This window comes from Streptomyces sp. NBC_00878 (assembly GCF_026341515.1).
In the GTDB taxonomy this organism is placed as follows: domain Bacteria; phylum Actinomycetota; class Actinomycetes; order Streptomycetales; family Streptomycetaceae; genus Streptomyces.
In genome coordinates, this window is record NZ_JAPEOK010000001.1 from 9,192,582 (window position 1) to 9,208,230 (window position 15,649).

A 15,649-nucleotide genomic window follows, 5' to 3' on the forward strand; every position below is an offset into this window, starting at 1 on the left:
AGCGACGTTTCCCCATGGCGAATCGAGGCCCTCTGGCGAATCGAGGCCGAACAGGTACCGTTATCGCCGGGCAAGACGCGGGGAATTGTTTCGTCCCGTTTACGGATCGAGGCTGCCCTGTCGCTGAAATCGCTGCTGGTCTACGATGAAAGCGGGTTACTGCTGTGACCGTTTTACGGCCGACGCTACCGGTTCTGTTCGAGGCATGTGTCGATGCCTCTCCTGACGCGGTGGCGCTGCTTGCCGGGAGTCAAACATTCACGTATGCCGAGCTGAACTCCCACGCCAATCGACTGGCCCGTTCGCTGGTTTCGCGCGGCGTCGGACCTGAGGACTTCGTGGCTGTCGCGTTACCTCGAACCGAGCAGATGATCGTGGCGCTTCTCGCGATACTCAAAGCGGGGGGCGCTTACTTTTCGATCGATCCCCAACAGCCTGCCGAGCGGGTCGCGTTCATGGTCGAGGAGGTACGGCCGAAACTGGTCTTGACCACGACCGAATCGAGCCCGATCGGGCTGGAAGACGCCAATGTTCCGACTATGACGCTCGACGACCTGTCGCTGTTCGCGGAGAATAGCGAATGGGCCGATGGTGACCTGACGGATGACGACCGAATCGTGCCGCTCCGGTCCACCCACCCGATCTACGTGATCTACACCTCTGGTTCGACCGGCCGGCCCAAGGGCGTCGTGGTCACCCATGGCAATCTGGTCAACCTGCTGACCGACCTGGGAGAGCGGTTCGGCCTGGCTTCCGACGACCGGATGCTGGCCACGTCGGTTCTCGGGTTCGACATGTCCGGCGTAGAGCTCTTCCTGCCGCTGGTGCGGGGGGCCGGCGTCGTGCTCGCGCCCTCGGGTGCCAACCGCGAGCCGGCGACCGTGGCCGAACTGCTGAGGCACGGCGTGACCATCGCGCAGGGCACGCCGACATGGTGGCGCATGCTGGTCGAACAGATCCCGGACAGCCTGCGTGGACTGCGCATGCTGGTCGGCGGCGAGGCGTTACCCCCGGCGGTCGCCACCGCGATGCTCAAACTCGGTCGTGAGGTGGTGAATCTGTACGGACCGACCGAGACCACCGTCTGGTCGACCATCGCCCCGCTGCACGAGATCACCGGCCCGCCGCCGATCGGGCGGCCGCTCGCCAACACCGAGGTCTATGTGCTCGGTCCCGACCAACAGCCGATGCCCCCGGGCGAGGTCGGTGAGTTGTACATCGCCGGAGCCGGGGTCGCGCGCGGCTATCTGCACCAGCCGGCCCTGACGGCGGAACGTTTCGTGGACAACCCGTTCGACCGGAGCGGGTCGCGGATGTACCGCACAGGTGACCTGGTGCGCCGGTCTGCCGACGGTGACCTCGAATTCGTCGGCCGGGCCGACCGACAGGTCAAGATCCGTGGCCACCGGGTCGAACTCGGTGAGGTCGAAACGGCCGTGGTCACGCATCCGCTGGTCAGCCAGGCGGCGGTCGAGGTACGCGAGGACACCCCGGGTGACCAGCGGCTGGTGGCCTACGTGGTGCCGGCCACCCAGGTGGAGTCCGAAGAGGCGGCCCGGGAGAAGGTCGAGGAGTGGCAGCAGGTGTACGACTCGGTCTACACCGGCACCGACTCGGCGCAGCCCCCGCTCGGCGAGGACTTCGGCGTCTGGAAGAGCAGCTACGACGGGCATCTGCTCCCGATGGAACAGCTCAGGGAGATCCAGGACGACACCGCGGCGCGGCTGCGGTCGCTGCGGGCGCGCAGAGTACTGGACATCGGGGTGGGCGCCGGCCTGACGCTGGCCCGGCTGGCGCCGACCTGTGACGCCTACTGGGGTACGGATCTCTCCGCTCCGGTCATCGACAACATCAGGGCCCAGGTCGACAGGGATCCCGCGCTGGCCGGGAAGGTCGAGCTGCGGTGCCAGCCGGCGGACGACCTCGACGGCCTGCCCAGGGACTTCTTCGACCTGGTCGTCATCAACTCGGTCATCCAGCACTTTCCTACGGTCGACTACCTCGTGCGGGTCCTGACGAACGCGATGGACCTGATCCGCCCCGGCGGTTCCGTCGTCATCGGGGACGTACGCCATCTCGGTCTGCTGCGCAGCCTGAAGACCGCGATCCACCTCCACCGCGCCGACGACCGGACGGACGCCGCCGAGATACGGCGCGACGTCGAGCACGCGCTGGCCCTGGAAAAAGACCTGATGATGCACCCGGAGTTCTTCGTCGCTCTCGCCGACCGGATGGACACGGTCGCCGCTGTGGACATGCGCCTCAAGCCCGGGCGGTATCACAACGAGTTCACCCGGTACCGCTACGACGTCGTTCTGCGCAAGCGGTCGGGCGCGGCCGAGCCCGTGGCCGAGTCGTTGGGCGATCTGCCCGTCCTGCGGTGGGGGCAGGACATCGTCGAACTGGACCAGCTGGCCGCCCGCCTGGACGGTCGGGCGTCGGCGCCGGTCCGTATCTCGGGAATTCCGAACGGACGCATCGCCAACGAGATCGCCGCCTCCGACCGTCTCGCCGAGGGCGCCGCCATCGGCACGGTGCTGTCCGAGCTTCGTGCCGGGACGCGCGGTGTCGACCCCGAGGAACTCCGCGTCCTGGCCGAGCGGTTGGGATATCAGGCCATCCTCACCTGGTCCGGATCCCCGGACGGCGGCTTCGACTGCGTCCTGGCCCCCGCCGACGGGCCCGGCTTCCCGGTACTGTCCGATCTCTACCGGCCCGGAGCCCAGGAGAAGGCACCGCTGGCCTCCTACGCCAATCAACCGCTGACGGCCAGTGCGGCCGACCTGCCGACCGCCTCGTTGCGGGCACACCTGGCCAAGACGTTGCCGGACTACATGATTCCCGCGGCCTTCGTGCGGCTGGACGCTCTGCCGTTCAACTCGAACGGGAAGCTCGACCGCGCGGCGCTGCCGGCACCGCGACTGACGACCACCTCCGCGGGCCGCGCACCGGGCAACTCGATGGAGGAGACGCTGTGTGAGCTGTTCGGCCAGGTGCTCGGGATGCCACAGGTCGGGGTCGACGACAACTTCTTCGAGTTCGGCAACAGCGTCCTCGCGGTCCGCCTGACCAGCCAGATCAAGCAGCGGACCGGCGTCGACCTGCCGGTCCACGAGATATTCGCCAGGCCGACCGCGGCCGCGCTCGCGGATCTGCTCATCCGCCCGGACTCCGGCGAGGAGTACGCCGCCGATGTGGACCTCGTCGAGGAAGCCTTCCTCGACCCGGCCATATCGACGGTGGGAAGTGAGCCGATGGACCGGGACCTGGTCCGTGCTCCGCGCAAGGTCCTGCTGACCGGTGCGACCGGCTTTGTCGGGTCGTTCGTGCTCAGGGAACTGCTCGACAACACGGACGCCCGGATCTACTGCCTGGTGCGTGCCAGGCAGGACACCGAGGCCGCGGTTCGCGTTCTGGACAGCCTGCGTGGCTACGGTCTGGCAGACGGTGTGGATTCCGACCGGATCACCGCGATCGCCGCCGACCTGGAAAAGCCCCTGTGCGGGTTGTCGGAACCGCAGTTCGACATGCTGGCCGAGCAGGTCGACCTGATCTTCCACAATGGCGCGAGGGTCAATCTGGTCGATGCCTACAGCCGGCTCAGGGCGGCCAACGTATGGGGAACCCGGGAAGTGCTGCGGCTGGCCGCGAGGAAGCGTGTCAAGCCGATGCACTATGTCTCCGCGACCAGCGCGCTGATCGGGACCGCGAACAACCCGGAGCCCCTGGCCGAGGACCGGCGGGTCGATCCGGATCTCATGCCCGCCGAGGGATATGCGCGCAGCAAATGGGTGGCTGAGGAAATGCTCCGCATCGGACGTGTACGCGGCATTCCCTCAGCGGTGTACCGGCCCGCGCAGATCGGTGGCCACACGGCTACCGGTGCCGTGGGAGGCAACGACGGACTGTGGCACTACATCCGAGCGTGTGTCGAGGTCGGGGCCGTGCCGGCCACCGGTGCCGGATGGACCGAGGTGAACCTGGTACCGGTCGACTACGTCGCCAAGGCGTATGTGCGCCTCGCGCTGCATCCGGAGTCGATCGGCGGCGAGTTCAACCTGACCAATCCACGGACCGTCAGGATCGACGCGATCATCGACCGGATCCGCGCCGCCGGCCACCGCATCGAGGCCGTGGCGTACGAGGACTGGACGCGCCGACTCCAGCGTCACGCCGACGTCGGCGCCGATGACCGGAACAGCTCGGTACGGGCGACCCTCGTCCTGGTCAGCGCGGCGGTGGATTCACTTCAGCTCGACGATTACGGCTACGACCGGACCAACACCTCGCGCGGTCTGGCCGAATCGGGCATTGACTGCCCCGAAATCGATCGCACCCTTCTCGACCGGTACATCCGGTACCTCGGTGAATCCGGTTTCCTGCCCGCACCGAACGGGCGCCAGGACTGAACTGTCCTGGTGGGCGACGACGACTTCGAGGGGGAGTGATGGAGCACCGTCATGTCGGTAAAAGCGGACTGATGGTCAGTGAGATCTCGTACGGCAACTGGCTCACCCATGGCCAGCAGATCGACGAGGAGGCCGCGTTCGCTTGTGTGGGCGCGGCAATCGACGCGGGTATTACCACCTTTGACACCGCCGACATGTACGCGGACACCCGCGCAGAGGAGGTGTTGGGGCGGGCACTGGCCAGTCAGCGGCGGGCGGGGGTGGAAATCAGCACCAAGGTTTACTGGCCGACCGGACCCGGACGCAACGATCGTGGCCTGTCCCGCAAGCACATTCTGGACTCGATCGACGGATCGCTGCGCCGTCTGCGGACCGATTACGTGGACATTTACTGGGCCCACCAATACGACGTCGAGACGCCGCTCGAGGAAACGATGGAGGCGTTCTACGACATTGTCCGGGCGGGTAAGGTCCGCTATATCGGGGTGTCCGAGTGGCGTGCCGAGGATATTCGCGCCGCGCACCGGCTCGCCCGGGAACTGCGCATTCCGCTGATCGCCAACCAGCCGCAGTACTCCATGTTGTGGCGGGTGATCGAATCCGAGGTGATTCCCGTCTGTGCGGAGCTCGGCATCGGACAGATCGTCTGGTCGCCGATCGCCCAGGGCGTGCTGACCGGCAAGTATCTGCCGGGCCGGCAGCCGCCCTCCGGGTCGCGCGGCGCGGATGAGGAGGGGCGCCAGTGGCTGGTTCCGTTCATGCGCGACGAGGTGCTCAGCCGGGTGCAGCGGCTCCGGCCGTTGGCGGAGTCGGCCGGGCTGACACTGGCGCAGCTCGCGGTGGCGTGGACGTTGCAGAACCCCAATGTGGCCTCCGCGATCGTCGGCGCGTCCAACCCGAAGCAACTGATCGAGAACGCCGCGGTGGCAGGCGTCGTCCTGGATCAGGAGTTGTGCGTGGGGATCGACGAGATTCTGGGCCCGGTCGTCGAACGGGATCCGGCCCGGACAGCCAGAGAGGACCCACGCCCGTGACGACCGTGGGAAATCGAGCGTCCGGGACTCATCGGGCCGCGCGGGAAAGAAGCTCAGCCTTCGCCGCCAACGGATGTTCTGTCGGCCCGGGCGGCGAGCGCTGGTCTCGCCCATCGGAGAACACCGTGGACAGCACGGTAAAAACCGAGATATTCGCATGTCTGACTGCCGGAGGTGACGTCTGATGACAACGACCACACCAGCCGATTGGCCGCACGCACCGCTGCCTCTCGACGAACTGAAGCGTGTGACAGGTCCGTTCGGAAAATCCAGCATGCTGCCGGCGGCGGCCTACACCGCGCCAGAGGTGTTCGCCTGGGAACAGCGTCATCTCTTCGCCGGCACGTGGAGCTGCCTCGGCCGGCTGGAAGAGATCTTCCCCGAGGGGGCGACGCAGTACGCCCGGCAGGTGGGGACCGTGCCGGTTCTGCTGACCAGGGACGGCGACCGGATTGCCGCGTTCGCCAACACCTGCCGGCACCGCGGACACGAACTGCTGGCCGACGGCTGCTCATCGTCCAAGCGGGTGGTGCATTGCCCGTACCACTCCTGGACGTTCAAGATGGACGGGTCGCTGCGCACGGCGCCTCGGTTCCCGGAATTACCGGCCGATCATGGCCTGATCGAGCTCCCGGCCGAGGTCTGGCACGGCTGGGTCTTCGTCAACGCCAGTGACGACGCCGCGACTTTCTCCGACTACCTGGGAGCGCTCGCCGGCCATGTCGCGCCGTACGCGCCCGAGCGGCTGAAGCTGGCCGCCACCCGCAACTACGAGGTGGCGGCGAACTGGAAGGTCATCGTCGAGAACTACCAGGAGTGCTACCACTGCCCGCACATCCACCCCGAGTTGACCGCTGTGGCCCCGCCCAACAGCGCCAGCTACATCGCCGACGAGCCGGGAGCCTGGGTCGGCGGCACGATGGACCTGGCAGAGGGCGCCCAGACCATGTCGATGGACGGGCGGGCCGGGGGCGCGATCCTGCCCGGCGTCGACCTGCACCGGGTGTTCTACGCCGCGCTGGTCCCCAACCTGTTCATCTCACTGCACCCCGACTACGTGCTGATCCATCATCTGGTGGCGGAATCCGCGGGCCACAGCCGCGTCGAGTGCTCCTGGTACGCCCAGGACGGGGTCCTCGACTCAAGCCCCGTCGACTTCTGGCATCGCATCAACCTCCAGGACTGGGACGCCTGCGAATCCGTCCAGCGCGGACTCACCTCACCGCACTACCGTCCCGGACCGTTCGCGCCGATCGAGGACTCCGTGCACCGATGGGTGGCCCTCATCGGACGCGCGTACACCGGCATGCCGCCGTGGGACCGGCCGTCCGGTGATTCGTGACGTCCTCACAGCCACCCGGGCCGAGCTCCGGCCGAGCAGGAGAGCAGGTTCGTCCTGCCCTCCTGCTCGCACCACCTGGAGTACGGGCCCACTGACCAATATCGCCCCCGTGGCCGATGGAGATCGTCTGTATCGTGCTGCTGCGGGCCGACCCAAGAAGGTGGTTGGCTCGCCGAAGCGACGGCTGTGAAGCGACGGACGATCTCTCTGACCGAACGACAGATGGGGGCGACTATGGTCTGGTTGCTGCTGATCAGCGCCATCACCGCTGAGGTCATCGCCACCTCGTTCCTGAAGCTGACCGAAGGAATGACCAAACTGGTGCCGAGCGTGGTCATGGCGATCAGTTACATCGCCGCGTTCACGCTGCTCGCTCAGGCGCTCAAGAAGATGGAGCTGGGCATTGCCTACGCGATCTGGTCCGGCCTCGGCACCGCCGCGATCGCGCTCATCGGGATCATGTTCATGGAGGAATCGGTCACCACGCCCAAACTCCTCGGGCTTGCCTTGATCATCGGCGGCGTCGTCATGCTCAATCTGAGTACCGAGCATTGAGCGCTGGATGAGCGGTTGAGCCGACCTGGGGCGCGGGTACCGGGTTTTCTCCCGGCCCGTCTCCCCAGGCCGCTCACCGAGTGAAGCAGTCCGCCGACGAGGCAGGCCCCGCATGACGCGGCGGTCGGTCGGCGCATGTCACGACGGTCGGTCGGGAGGTCAGTCGGCCGTCGGCGCCGCCGCGGACGGACCGGGCGGGACGGATGAGTCGGCCGCGGCCTTGAGCTGGTGCTCGGCGAGCACTCCGGTGCGGTGCCGTTGCACGAACCAGTAGTAGGCGAAGCCGCCGCCCATCACGATGCCGACGAACAGGACGGCACCCCAGCGCAGATACCAGTGGTACGGGGCGGCCGCGTTGTAGACCGCGGCGCGCGGCCAGATCAGGTTGATCATCATGGCCGCGCCCCACACCACGGCGACGATGTTGACGGGCAGCCCCCAGCGGCCGAGCGAGAACTTGCCGTCGCCCGCGGGCTGCCAGGTGCCGCGCAGCCTGGCCACCAGCATGGGCCCGGTGACCAGCAGATACGCCAGGTAGATCAGGATGATGCCGATACTGGTGACCACCGTAAAGATCTGCGGCTGGCGGATGTTGACCACCAGGATCGCCAGCGCCAGGACGCCGATGATCACCGCGGGCAGGATCGGGGTCTGGAATCGCGGATGGACCTTGGCCAGCTTCGAGGAGGCGGGCAGGTTGTTGTCGCGGGACATCGCGAAGGCCAGCCGGATCGCCGCCGTGTGCACAGCCAGGGCGCACACGGTGACCGCGATGAGCACGCACCACAGCATGGCCTTGCCCGCGTCCTCACCGAGCACGTTGAGGACGATGTACTGCAGGCCGTCCGTGGACAGTTGCTCGCCCTTCAGGCTGGACACGCTCATCAGCGCGAGCAGCAGGATGAGCCCGCCGAGGACGAACGAGGCGACGACGGCACGGATGATGGCGCGCGGCGCGTTGCGCGAGGGGTCGAGGGACTCCTCGCCGAGCGAGGCGGCCGTGTCGAAGCCGTACATGACGTACGCGGATGCCAGCGACGCGATCAGGAACGCGCCGAAGTAGCCGCCGGGCTGGCCCGCTCCCGTGCCGTTCGTCTCCAGCACGACCTGCGGTCCGCGGGTGATGTGCACGGCGAACAGCACGATCAGTACGACGGTCGCGATCAGCTCGATGAAGACGCCCGCCGTGTTGATCCTCGCCATCAGCTTCACACCGAGGGCGTTCACCAGGGTGGTGAAGATGATGAGTACGGAGGCCAGCAGTACGGCGTTGGTGGCGACGTCGTACTTGCCCGTGCCGTCGCCCACGAACTGGAACACGGAAGAGATCTGGGGAAGCGTCAACTGATACGCAAGGGCCACGGCCGCGATCGACACGATCGAGGCGATCAGCATCGTCCAGCCCGCCAGCCAGCCTATGTGCGGGTTGCCCACCTTCTTGGCCCAGTTGTAGACGGAGCCGGCCACCGGATAGCGGGCGGCGAGTTCGGCGAAGCACAGCGCGACCATGAACTGGCCGACGAAGACCATGGGCCAGGACCACCAGTAGGCGGGCCCGCCGCTGCCGTAACCGAAGTAGAAGAGCTGGAAGGTGCCGGTGAGGATGGAGATGTAGCTGATACCGGCGGCAAAGGTGTGGAAGTTGCCGAGTGTGCGTTTCAGCTCGGGCTTGTAGCCGAACTCGGCGAGTTCCGAGTCGTCCTGGCCGTGCTGCCGCGGTGGTTCGGCGGTGGTGGTCATGAGCGGCCTCCTGGGAAGGGGGAGTTCTCCCGGGCGGGAGGGGAGTGCGGCTCGTGCGGGGTCGTTGGTGCGCGGATGCTGGTCATGGCGCTGATCGGCGGGTTCTGGATCGTACGCCGGTCGGCGGGTCCTGGATCTTATGGTGCTGAGCGCCGGATCCTACGGTGAAGTGCGGTGGATCTTGAAGGGGTTCACAAGAACTTGTTCAGGAAAACCATCCCTGTGGACTGGGATTCGTGGTGCGCCAGATGTGCTTGGTCTCGCGGTACTCGGCGAGACCGGCAGGCCCGAGTTCCCGCCCGAACCCGGACTGCTTGTAGCCGCCCCACTCGGCCTGCGGGACGTACGGGTGGTAGTCGTTGATCCAGATGGTGCCGATCCGCAGCGCGGACGCGACCCGCTGGGCCTTCGCCTCGTCGGAGGTGAAGATCCCGCCCGCGAGACCGTAGATCGTGTCGTTGGCCAGCCGCACCGCCTCCGCCTCGTCCGCGAACCGCTCCACCGTCAGCACGGGACCGAAGGACTCCTCCTGTACGACGGACATCCCGGCGGAGCACTCGTCGAGCACGGTCGGCGGGTAGTAGAAGCCGTCCGGGTGCGGAGGGTCGGCGGGCCGCTCGCCGCCGCAGCGCAGGACCGCGCCCTCCGCGAGGCCCCCGGTGACGTACGCCTCGATCTTCGCCCGGTGCCCCGCCGAGATCAGCGGCCCGGTCTGTGCCCGCTCGTCGAACGGGCCGCCCAGTCTGATCAGTTGGGCCCTGCGGACGACCTCGTCCACGAACCGGTCGTGCAGCGAGTCCTCGACGAGCAGCCGGGCCCCTGCCGAACAGACCTGCCCCGAATGCAGGAAGACGGCCGTCAGAGTCATGTCGACGGCCGTTTCGAAGTCGGCGTCCGCGAAGACGATGTTCGGGTTCTTGCCGCCCAGTTCGAGGGCGACCTTCTTCACCGTCCCGGCCGCCGCGGCCATGAGTCCGCGGCCGGTCCGCAGACCACCGGTGAAGGAGACGAGGTCCACGTCCGGATGCTCGCCGAGGGGAGCGCCCGCCTCGGGACCCGCGCCGAGGACCAGATTGCCCACGCCCGCGGGCAGCCCGGCCTCCTCCAGGAGGCGCATCAGATGGATCGCGGTGTGCGGGGTCAGCTCGCTCGGCTTGAGGACGAAGGTGTTGCCCGCGGCGAGCGCCGGGGCGACCTTCCACGCCGTCTGGAGCAGCGGATAGTTCCAGGGCGTGATCAGCGCGCAGACACCGACCGGTTCGTATACGACCCGGCTGTCGACGCCCTCCGTGCCGGTCTCCACGACCCGGCCGGACTCGCTCGCGACGAGTCGGCCGAAGTAGCGGAAGCAGTTCTCGATGTCGTCGATGTCGTACTCGCTCTCCACCAGGCGTTTGCCGGTGTCGAGGGACTCCGAGCGGGCGAGTACGTCCTTGTCGCGCACGAGCAGGTCGGCGACCCGGAGCAGCAGGTCACCGCGCTCGTTCGGGGGCGTCCGGGGCCAGGGGCCGTCGTCGAAAGCGCGGCGTGCGGCCGCGATCGCGTCGGCCGTGTCCTGGGGACCCGCCTCGTCCACCACGGCGACGAGCGAACCGTCGGCCGGACAACGGATCTCGCGGGTGCCCTTCTCCCGCGCGCTCGTCCATGTGCCGCCGATATAGAGATCAGCCATCCATGCCTCCCAGCATCCCTATGAGCCACTCGTGGAAAATCCCGATGTGGTGCTCGGTGGGCACCAGCACCCCGCCCCTTCGGTAGGCACGGGACGCCATCGCGGGCTGCGTACGCTCGCAGGCCTCGAAGTCCTGGGCGTTGACCCGGTGGAACAGTTCCACGGACTTCGACACATCGGCGCCCGACTCGACGACCTCGGGTGCGTAGAGCCAGTCGCACTCCACGATCGTCCGGTCCTCGGCGAGGGGGAACATGCGGTGCAGGATGACATGGTCGGGGACGAGATTGATGAACACAGTGGGTTTGACCGTTATTGCATAGTAACGACGGTCTTGATCCTCCGAGACCTCGGGAAGTTTCCCGAAACCCTCGCTGCCGTCGACCGTGAAGCCCTTGACCTCCTCGCCGAACTCGGCGCCGTGGCCCACGTAGTACTGGGCCGCGTAACCCTCCGCGAACTCCGGGAGGACGTCGGTGAGCTCGGGGTGGATCGTCGCGCAGTGGTAGCACTCCATGAAGTTCTCGACGATCAGTTTCCAGTTCGCCTTCACGTCATAGGTGATGCGCTTGCCGAGCGCGAGGTTCTTGGTGCCGTAGTGCTCGATGGCCGCCGCGTTCCCCAGCCGCTCCACGGCCGCGCCCATCACCGTCTCCTCGAAGGACGCCGGCTCGTCGGCCAGGCACACCCAGGCGTAGCCGAGCCACTCCCGCAGGGCGACCTTGACCAGGCCGTACTCGATGCGGTCGACGTCCGGCATCTTCACCAGGTTGGGCGCCGCGATCAGCTTGCCGTCGAGGTCGTACGTCCAGGCGTGGTACGGGCACTGGAGACTGCGCCGGACCTCACCGGCCTCCTCCAGACAGAGACGGGCCCCGCGGTGGCGGCAGACGTTGAGAAAGGCGCGCAGCTCACCGGTGCGGGACCGGGTGATCAGGACGCTCTCGCGGCCCACCTGGACCGTACGGAAGGCGCCCGGCCTGGCCAGGTCCGCGCCGCGGATCGCGCAGAACCACATCGACTCGAAGAGACGTTCCTGCTCCTGCCGGAAGATCTCCGGATCGGTGTAGTAGCGCCCCGGCAGGGTGGCGATCAGGCTCGGCGGCAACTGAGCGGGGCCAGGGGAGCCGGAGACGGGGGCGGGGGAGACGGGGGTCGTCGTCACGTGCGTGCTCCTCAGGCGGGCGCGGCGGCGAGGCGGAGGGGGTCGAACAGGCCGATCGGGTGAGCGGTCGTGCCCGTCAGGGCCAGGTCGGCGATGATCTCGCCGACGACCGGCACGAACTTGAAGCCGTGCCCGGAGAAACCGCAGGCCACGGTCACGGACTCCGGGTGCGCGGGATGCCGGGCGATGACGAAGTGCTCGTCCGGGGTGTTGGAGTACATGCAGGTGGCGGCCTTGAGAAACGTGCCGGGGAGGTCCGGGATACAGCGGGACATGTGGTCCGCCATGTCCTGGATCTCGTCCTCGTGGACCGTCCGGTCGATGGTCTCCGGGGTGCAGATCCGGCCCCTGCGGAAGAAGGCGACCTTGGCGCCCAGCTCCGGGCCGTCGATGGACGGGAAGCCGTAGACCTGGACGTCGTTCGCGTCCTCCCAGATGTAGACGGGATGGTTCTCCGGCAGGAACGGCCGGACCCCGCCCTTCGGCTGGAACCAGTACATGACCTGCCGCTCGATGGTGAACGGCACCCCGAGATCCGTGAGCAGCCGAGGCGCCCACGCGCCCGGGCAGATCACCAACTGGCCCGCGGTGTACGTGTTCTCGGCCGTGTGGACGCGTACCCCGTCCCGGTACGGCTCCCAGCGGGTCATCGGTTCCTCGAAGTGCAGGTCGGCGCCCTGCCGGGTGGCGAGCTGGAGATGGGCCGCGACCATGTTCTCGGGGCGGACCAGACCGGCCTTCCGCTCGTAGAGCGCGACCTCGTCGTCCTTCGGGCTGAGCGTCGGGAAGCGGCGGCGGATCTCGGCGGCGTCCAGCATCTCGTGGGGCAGGTCCCACTGCGTGGCCGAGCGCAGCGAGCCGGAGACGGTCAGCGAGTCGGGAGGCCCGACCATCACACCACCGCACAGCGTCGCGATGTCCCGGCCGGTGGCCCGCTCCACGTCCTCGTACAACTCGTACGCCCGCAGCAGCAGGGGTACGTACGCCGGGTCCTCGAAGTAGGACTGCCGGGTGACCCTCGAACCACCGTGACTGGAACCGCGGTTGTGCACGGGCCCGAACTTCTCCAGCCCGAGCACACGCACCCCGCGCGAGGACAGATGGTGAGCGGCGGCACTGCCCATACCGCCGAGACCGATGACGATCACGTCGTAGGTAGGGGACACGGGGGACCTCCAGAGCTTGTGATCAACGCCGGATGCGGGTCATCTTCGGATCGAAAAGCGGCTCATCGGCAACGGTCGCGGGCACCTTCTCGCCGAAGTACTCGATATGAACGCCCGCCCCGGAGGGCAGCACCGGCAGCCAGGCGTACGCCACGCACCGCCCCAGCGTGTACCCGTACGAGGCGCTCGTGACGTAACCCGCGGGGGAGCCGTCCACGTACACAGGCTCCTTGCCGAGGACCACGGACGCCGGGTCGTCGAGGAGCAGCGGCGTGAGCCTGCGCCGCGGCTCGCCCCGGGCCGCCAGCGCGGCCATCCCCGTGAAGTCCCCCTTGTCCAGGCGGACGGCGAAGCCGACCCCCGCCTCGTACGGGTCGTGTTCGTCGGTCATGTCGACGCCCCAGGCGCGGTAGCCCTTCTCCAGCCGCAGGCTGTTGAAGGCGGAGCGTCCGGCCGCGATCACGCCGTGCTCCCGGCCCGCCTCCCAGAGCGTGTCCCAGAGGCGGAGCCCCAGGTCGGCGCTGGTGTAGAGCTCCCAGCCCAGCTCGCCGACGTAGCTCAGGCGCATGGCGGTCACCGGGACATGGCCGAGGTACGTCTCCTTCGCGCGGAAGTAGCCGAAGCCCTCGTGCGAGAAGTCGTCGCGGGTCAGCGGCTGCACGAGAGCGCGGGCGAGCGGGCCCCAGACGCCGATGCAGCAGGTGCCGGAGGTGATGTCCCTGATCTGTACGTCACGCGGCGCGTGCCGTGCGAGCCAGTCCAGGTCGGCGGGGGAGTTGGCGCCCACCTGGAAACGGTCGGGGCCGAGCCGCGCGACGGTGAGGTCGGAACGGATGCCGCCCGCCTCGTCCAGGAGCAGCGTGTACGTGACCGCGCCGGGCTTCTTGCGGAGGTTGTTGGTGGTCATGCCGTGCAGGAAGTCGAGGGCGCCCGGGCCGGTGACTTCGAGACGGCGCAGGGGAGTCATGTCGTAGAGGGCGACCTTTTCGCGGGTCGCCCTCGCCTCGGCCGCCGCGATGGGCGACCAGTGGCGGGCCGACCAGGCGTCGCGCTCGGGGAGCGGGCCGAGGGCCTCGACGAGCGGGGCGACGAGAGGGGCGTTCGCCTCGTACCAGTGCGGGCGCTCCCAGCCGCCGCCCTCAAGGAAGGAGGCGCCGAGCTCCTGCTGGCGGGCGTAGAAGGGGCTGACCCGCAGCGGACGCGGCCGCTCCATCGGCTGGAGCGGGTGCAGCACGTCGTACACCTCGACGAACTGCTGCGAGCCGCGGTCCTTGATGTACGCGGGGGAGCGCTGGGCGTCCTCGAAGCGGGTGAGGTCGCACTCGTGGGTGTCGGTCTCCGGGCGGCCGTGGACCATCCACTCGGCCACCGCCTTGGCGACTCCGGCCGAGTGGGTCACCCACACGGCCTCCGCCAGCCAGAAGCCGCGCAGCGCACGGGACTCGCCGAGTACCGGCATGCCGTCGGGCGTGAAGGAGAAGACGCCGTTGAAGCCTTCCTCGATCTCCGCCTCGCGCAGGGCGGGCATCAGTTGGCGGCAGTCGTCCCAGCTGGGCGCCCAGTCCTCCTCGGTGAAGGGGAACGAGGACGGCATCTCCATGTCGTTCGCGCGCGCCTCGTCGTAGGCGAGGATCGCGAACGGGTCGACGGGGAGCGGCTCGTGCGCGTAACTGCCGATGCCGATGCGGTCGGTGTGCTCACGGAAGTAGAGGTCGCGGTCCTGGAAGCGGAGGATGGGCTTCGAGGCCTCTTCGGTGGCCCCGGCCAGTTCGGGGAGGGGCCTGGTCCGCGCGTACTGGTGGGCGAGCGGTTGCAGGGGTACGTCGACGCCCGCCATGCGGCCGATGACCGGGCCCCAGAAACCGGCCGCCGAGACCACGTGGTCGGCGGGGAAGATGCCCCGGTCGGTGACGACCGCGGTGACCCTGCCGCCCTCCTGCTCGATCCCGGTGACCGTGTGCCGGTCCAGGAAACGGGCGCCTCGGCTTTCGGCCCGCTCCAGCTGCGCTCGGGACGCGAGCAGCGCACGGGCCAGTCCGTCGTCGGGGGTGTGGAAGCCGCCGAGGACCATCGACTCGTCGATGAGGGGCCAGAGTTCCTTGCACCGGGCCGCGCTCACGATCTCGCCTCGGACACCCCAGGAAGCGGCGTATCCGGCCCTGCGGTGCAGCTCGGCGAGTCGTTCGGGAGTCGTCGCGAGCTCCAGGCCGCCGACCGGGTTGAAGCAGGGGACCCCGTCCACCTCCAGGGAGTTGAACTTCTCGACCGTGTACCGGGCGAACTCGGTGAGGGTCTTCGACGGGTTCGTCTGGAAGACCAGGCCGGGCGCGTGCGAGGTGGAGCCGCCGGGAGCGGGCAGCGGTCCCTGTTCGAGGACGGTGACGTCGGTCCAGCCGCGGGCGGTGAGCTCGTCGGCGAGGGAACAGCCGACGATGCCGGCGCCCACGATGACCACGCGGCGATTCGTTTCGGGCGTGCTGGACATGCCCCTCCTTGTCGTGGTGGGGGTTGTCGGGCGGAGGTGAACGCGCTTATGGAGCGGGGACGTCGGGGCGTTCGGCGGCGA

9 protein-coding genes are annotated in these 15,649 nt (G+C 68.2%); 4 read left to right on the forward strand and 5 right to left on the reverse strand.

What is annotated here, in order from left to right; genetic code table 11:
- Positions 1 to 164: 164 nt before the first annotated feature.
- The 4 genes from OHA11_RS39945 to OHA11_RS39960 all read left to right on the forward strand — a co-directional run bounded on the left by OHA11_RS39945 (position 165) and on the right by OHA11_RS39960 (position 7,340).
- Positions 165 to 4,409, forward strand: a complete 4,245-nt coding sequence (locus OHA11_RS39945) for an amino acid adenylation domain-containing protein (protein WP_266504935.1) — start codon at positions 165 to 167, stop codon at positions 4,407 to 4,409.
- A gap of 38 nt (positions 4,410 to 4,447) precedes the next feature.
- A complete protein-coding gene (locus OHA11_RS39950) occupies positions 4,448 to 5,443 on the forward strand; it encodes an aldo/keto reductase family protein (RefSeq protein WP_266504936.1) in 996 nt (331 codons plus the stop codon).
- Between the two features lie 184 nt (positions 5,444 to 5,627).
- Complete coding sequence (locus OHA11_RS39955; protein ID WP_266504938.1) at positions 5,628 to 6,785, forward strand: aromatic ring-hydroxylating dioxygenase subunit alpha; 1,158 nt, start codon at positions 5,628 to 5,630, stop codon at positions 6,783 to 6,785.
- Positions 6,786 to 7,019: 234 nt separating this feature from the next.
- Positions 7,020 to 7,340 carry a multidrug efflux SMR transporter gene (locus OHA11_RS39960; RefSeq protein WP_266504941.1) on the forward strand — a complete coding sequence of 107 codons (321 nt, stop codon included), beginning with the start codon at positions 7,020 to 7,022 and terminating at the stop codon, positions 7,338 to 7,340.
- Positions 7,341 to 7,499: 159 nt separating this feature from the next.
- Here OHA11_RS39960 and OHA11_RS39965 read toward each other — a convergent pair whose 3' ends face one another.
- From OHA11_RS39965 to OHA11_RS39985, 5 genes are all read right to left on the reverse strand, one after another.
- The gene (locus tag OHA11_RS39965; RefSeq protein ID WP_266504944.1) at positions 7,500 to 9,080 is read right to left on the reverse strand and encodes an APC family permease; all 1,581 of its coding nucleotides are present in this window, start codon (positions 9,078 to 9,080) and stop codon (positions 7,500 to 7,502) included.
- 205 nt (positions 9,081 to 9,285) lie between these two features.
- Positions 9,286 to 10,752 carry an aldehyde dehydrogenase family protein gene (locus OHA11_RS39970; RefSeq protein WP_266504947.1) on the reverse strand — a complete coding sequence of 489 codons (1,467 nt, stop codon included), beginning with the start codon at positions 10,750 to 10,752 and terminating at the stop codon, positions 9,286 to 9,288.
- Positions 10,745 to 11,917 (reverse strand): aromatic ring-hydroxylating dioxygenase subunit alpha, encoded by a 1,173-nt coding sequence (locus OHA11_RS39975; RefSeq protein ID WP_266504949.1) that lies wholly within the window; start codon positions 11,915 to 11,917, stop codon positions 10,745 to 10,747. The genes OHA11_RS39970 and OHA11_RS39975 overlap by 8 nt, the downstream gene beginning before the upstream one ends.
- An 11-nt stretch (positions 11,918 to 11,928) precedes the next feature.
- Entirely contained in the window at positions 11,929 to 13,083 is a 1,155-nt protein-coding gene (gene solA / locus OHA11_RS39980; protein ID WP_266504951.1) for an N-methyl-L-tryptophan oxidase, read from the reverse strand.
- A 22-nt stretch (positions 13,084 to 13,105) separates the two neighbouring features.
- Positions 13,106 to 15,568, reverse strand: a complete 2,463-nt coding sequence (locus OHA11_RS39985) for an FAD-dependent oxidoreductase (RefSeq protein ID WP_266504954.1) — start codon at positions 15,566 to 15,568, stop codon at positions 13,106 to 13,108.
- Positions 15,569 to 15,649: the final 81 nt, after the last annotated feature.

Excerpts from the sequence above, each read along its gene's own strand:
- OHA11_RS39960 (WP_266504941.1), top strand. The coding sequence starts at position 7,020 with ATGGTCTGGTTGCTGCTGATCAGCGCCATCACCGCTGAGGTCATCGCC.
- OHA11_RS39970 (WP_266504947.1), bottom strand. The coding sequence starts at position 10,752 with ATGGCTGATCTCTATATCGGCGGCACATGGACGAGCGCGCGGGAGAAG.
- OHA11_RS39955 (WP_266504938.1), top strand. The coding sequence starts at position 5,628 with ATGACAACGACCACACCAGCCGATTGGCCGCACGCACCGCTGCCTCTC.
- OHA11_RS39950 (WP_266504936.1), top strand. The coding sequence starts at position 4,448 with ATGGAGCACCGTCATGTCGGTAAAAGCGGACTGATGGTCAGTGAGATC.
- OHA11_RS39965 (WP_266504944.1), bottom strand. The coding sequence starts at position 9,080 with ATGACCACCACCGCCGAACCACCGCGGCAGCACGGCCAGGACGACTCG.
- OHA11_RS39985 (WP_266504954.1), bottom strand. The coding sequence starts at position 15,568 with ATGTCCAGCACGCCCGAAACGAATCGCCGCGTGGTCATCGTGGGCGCC.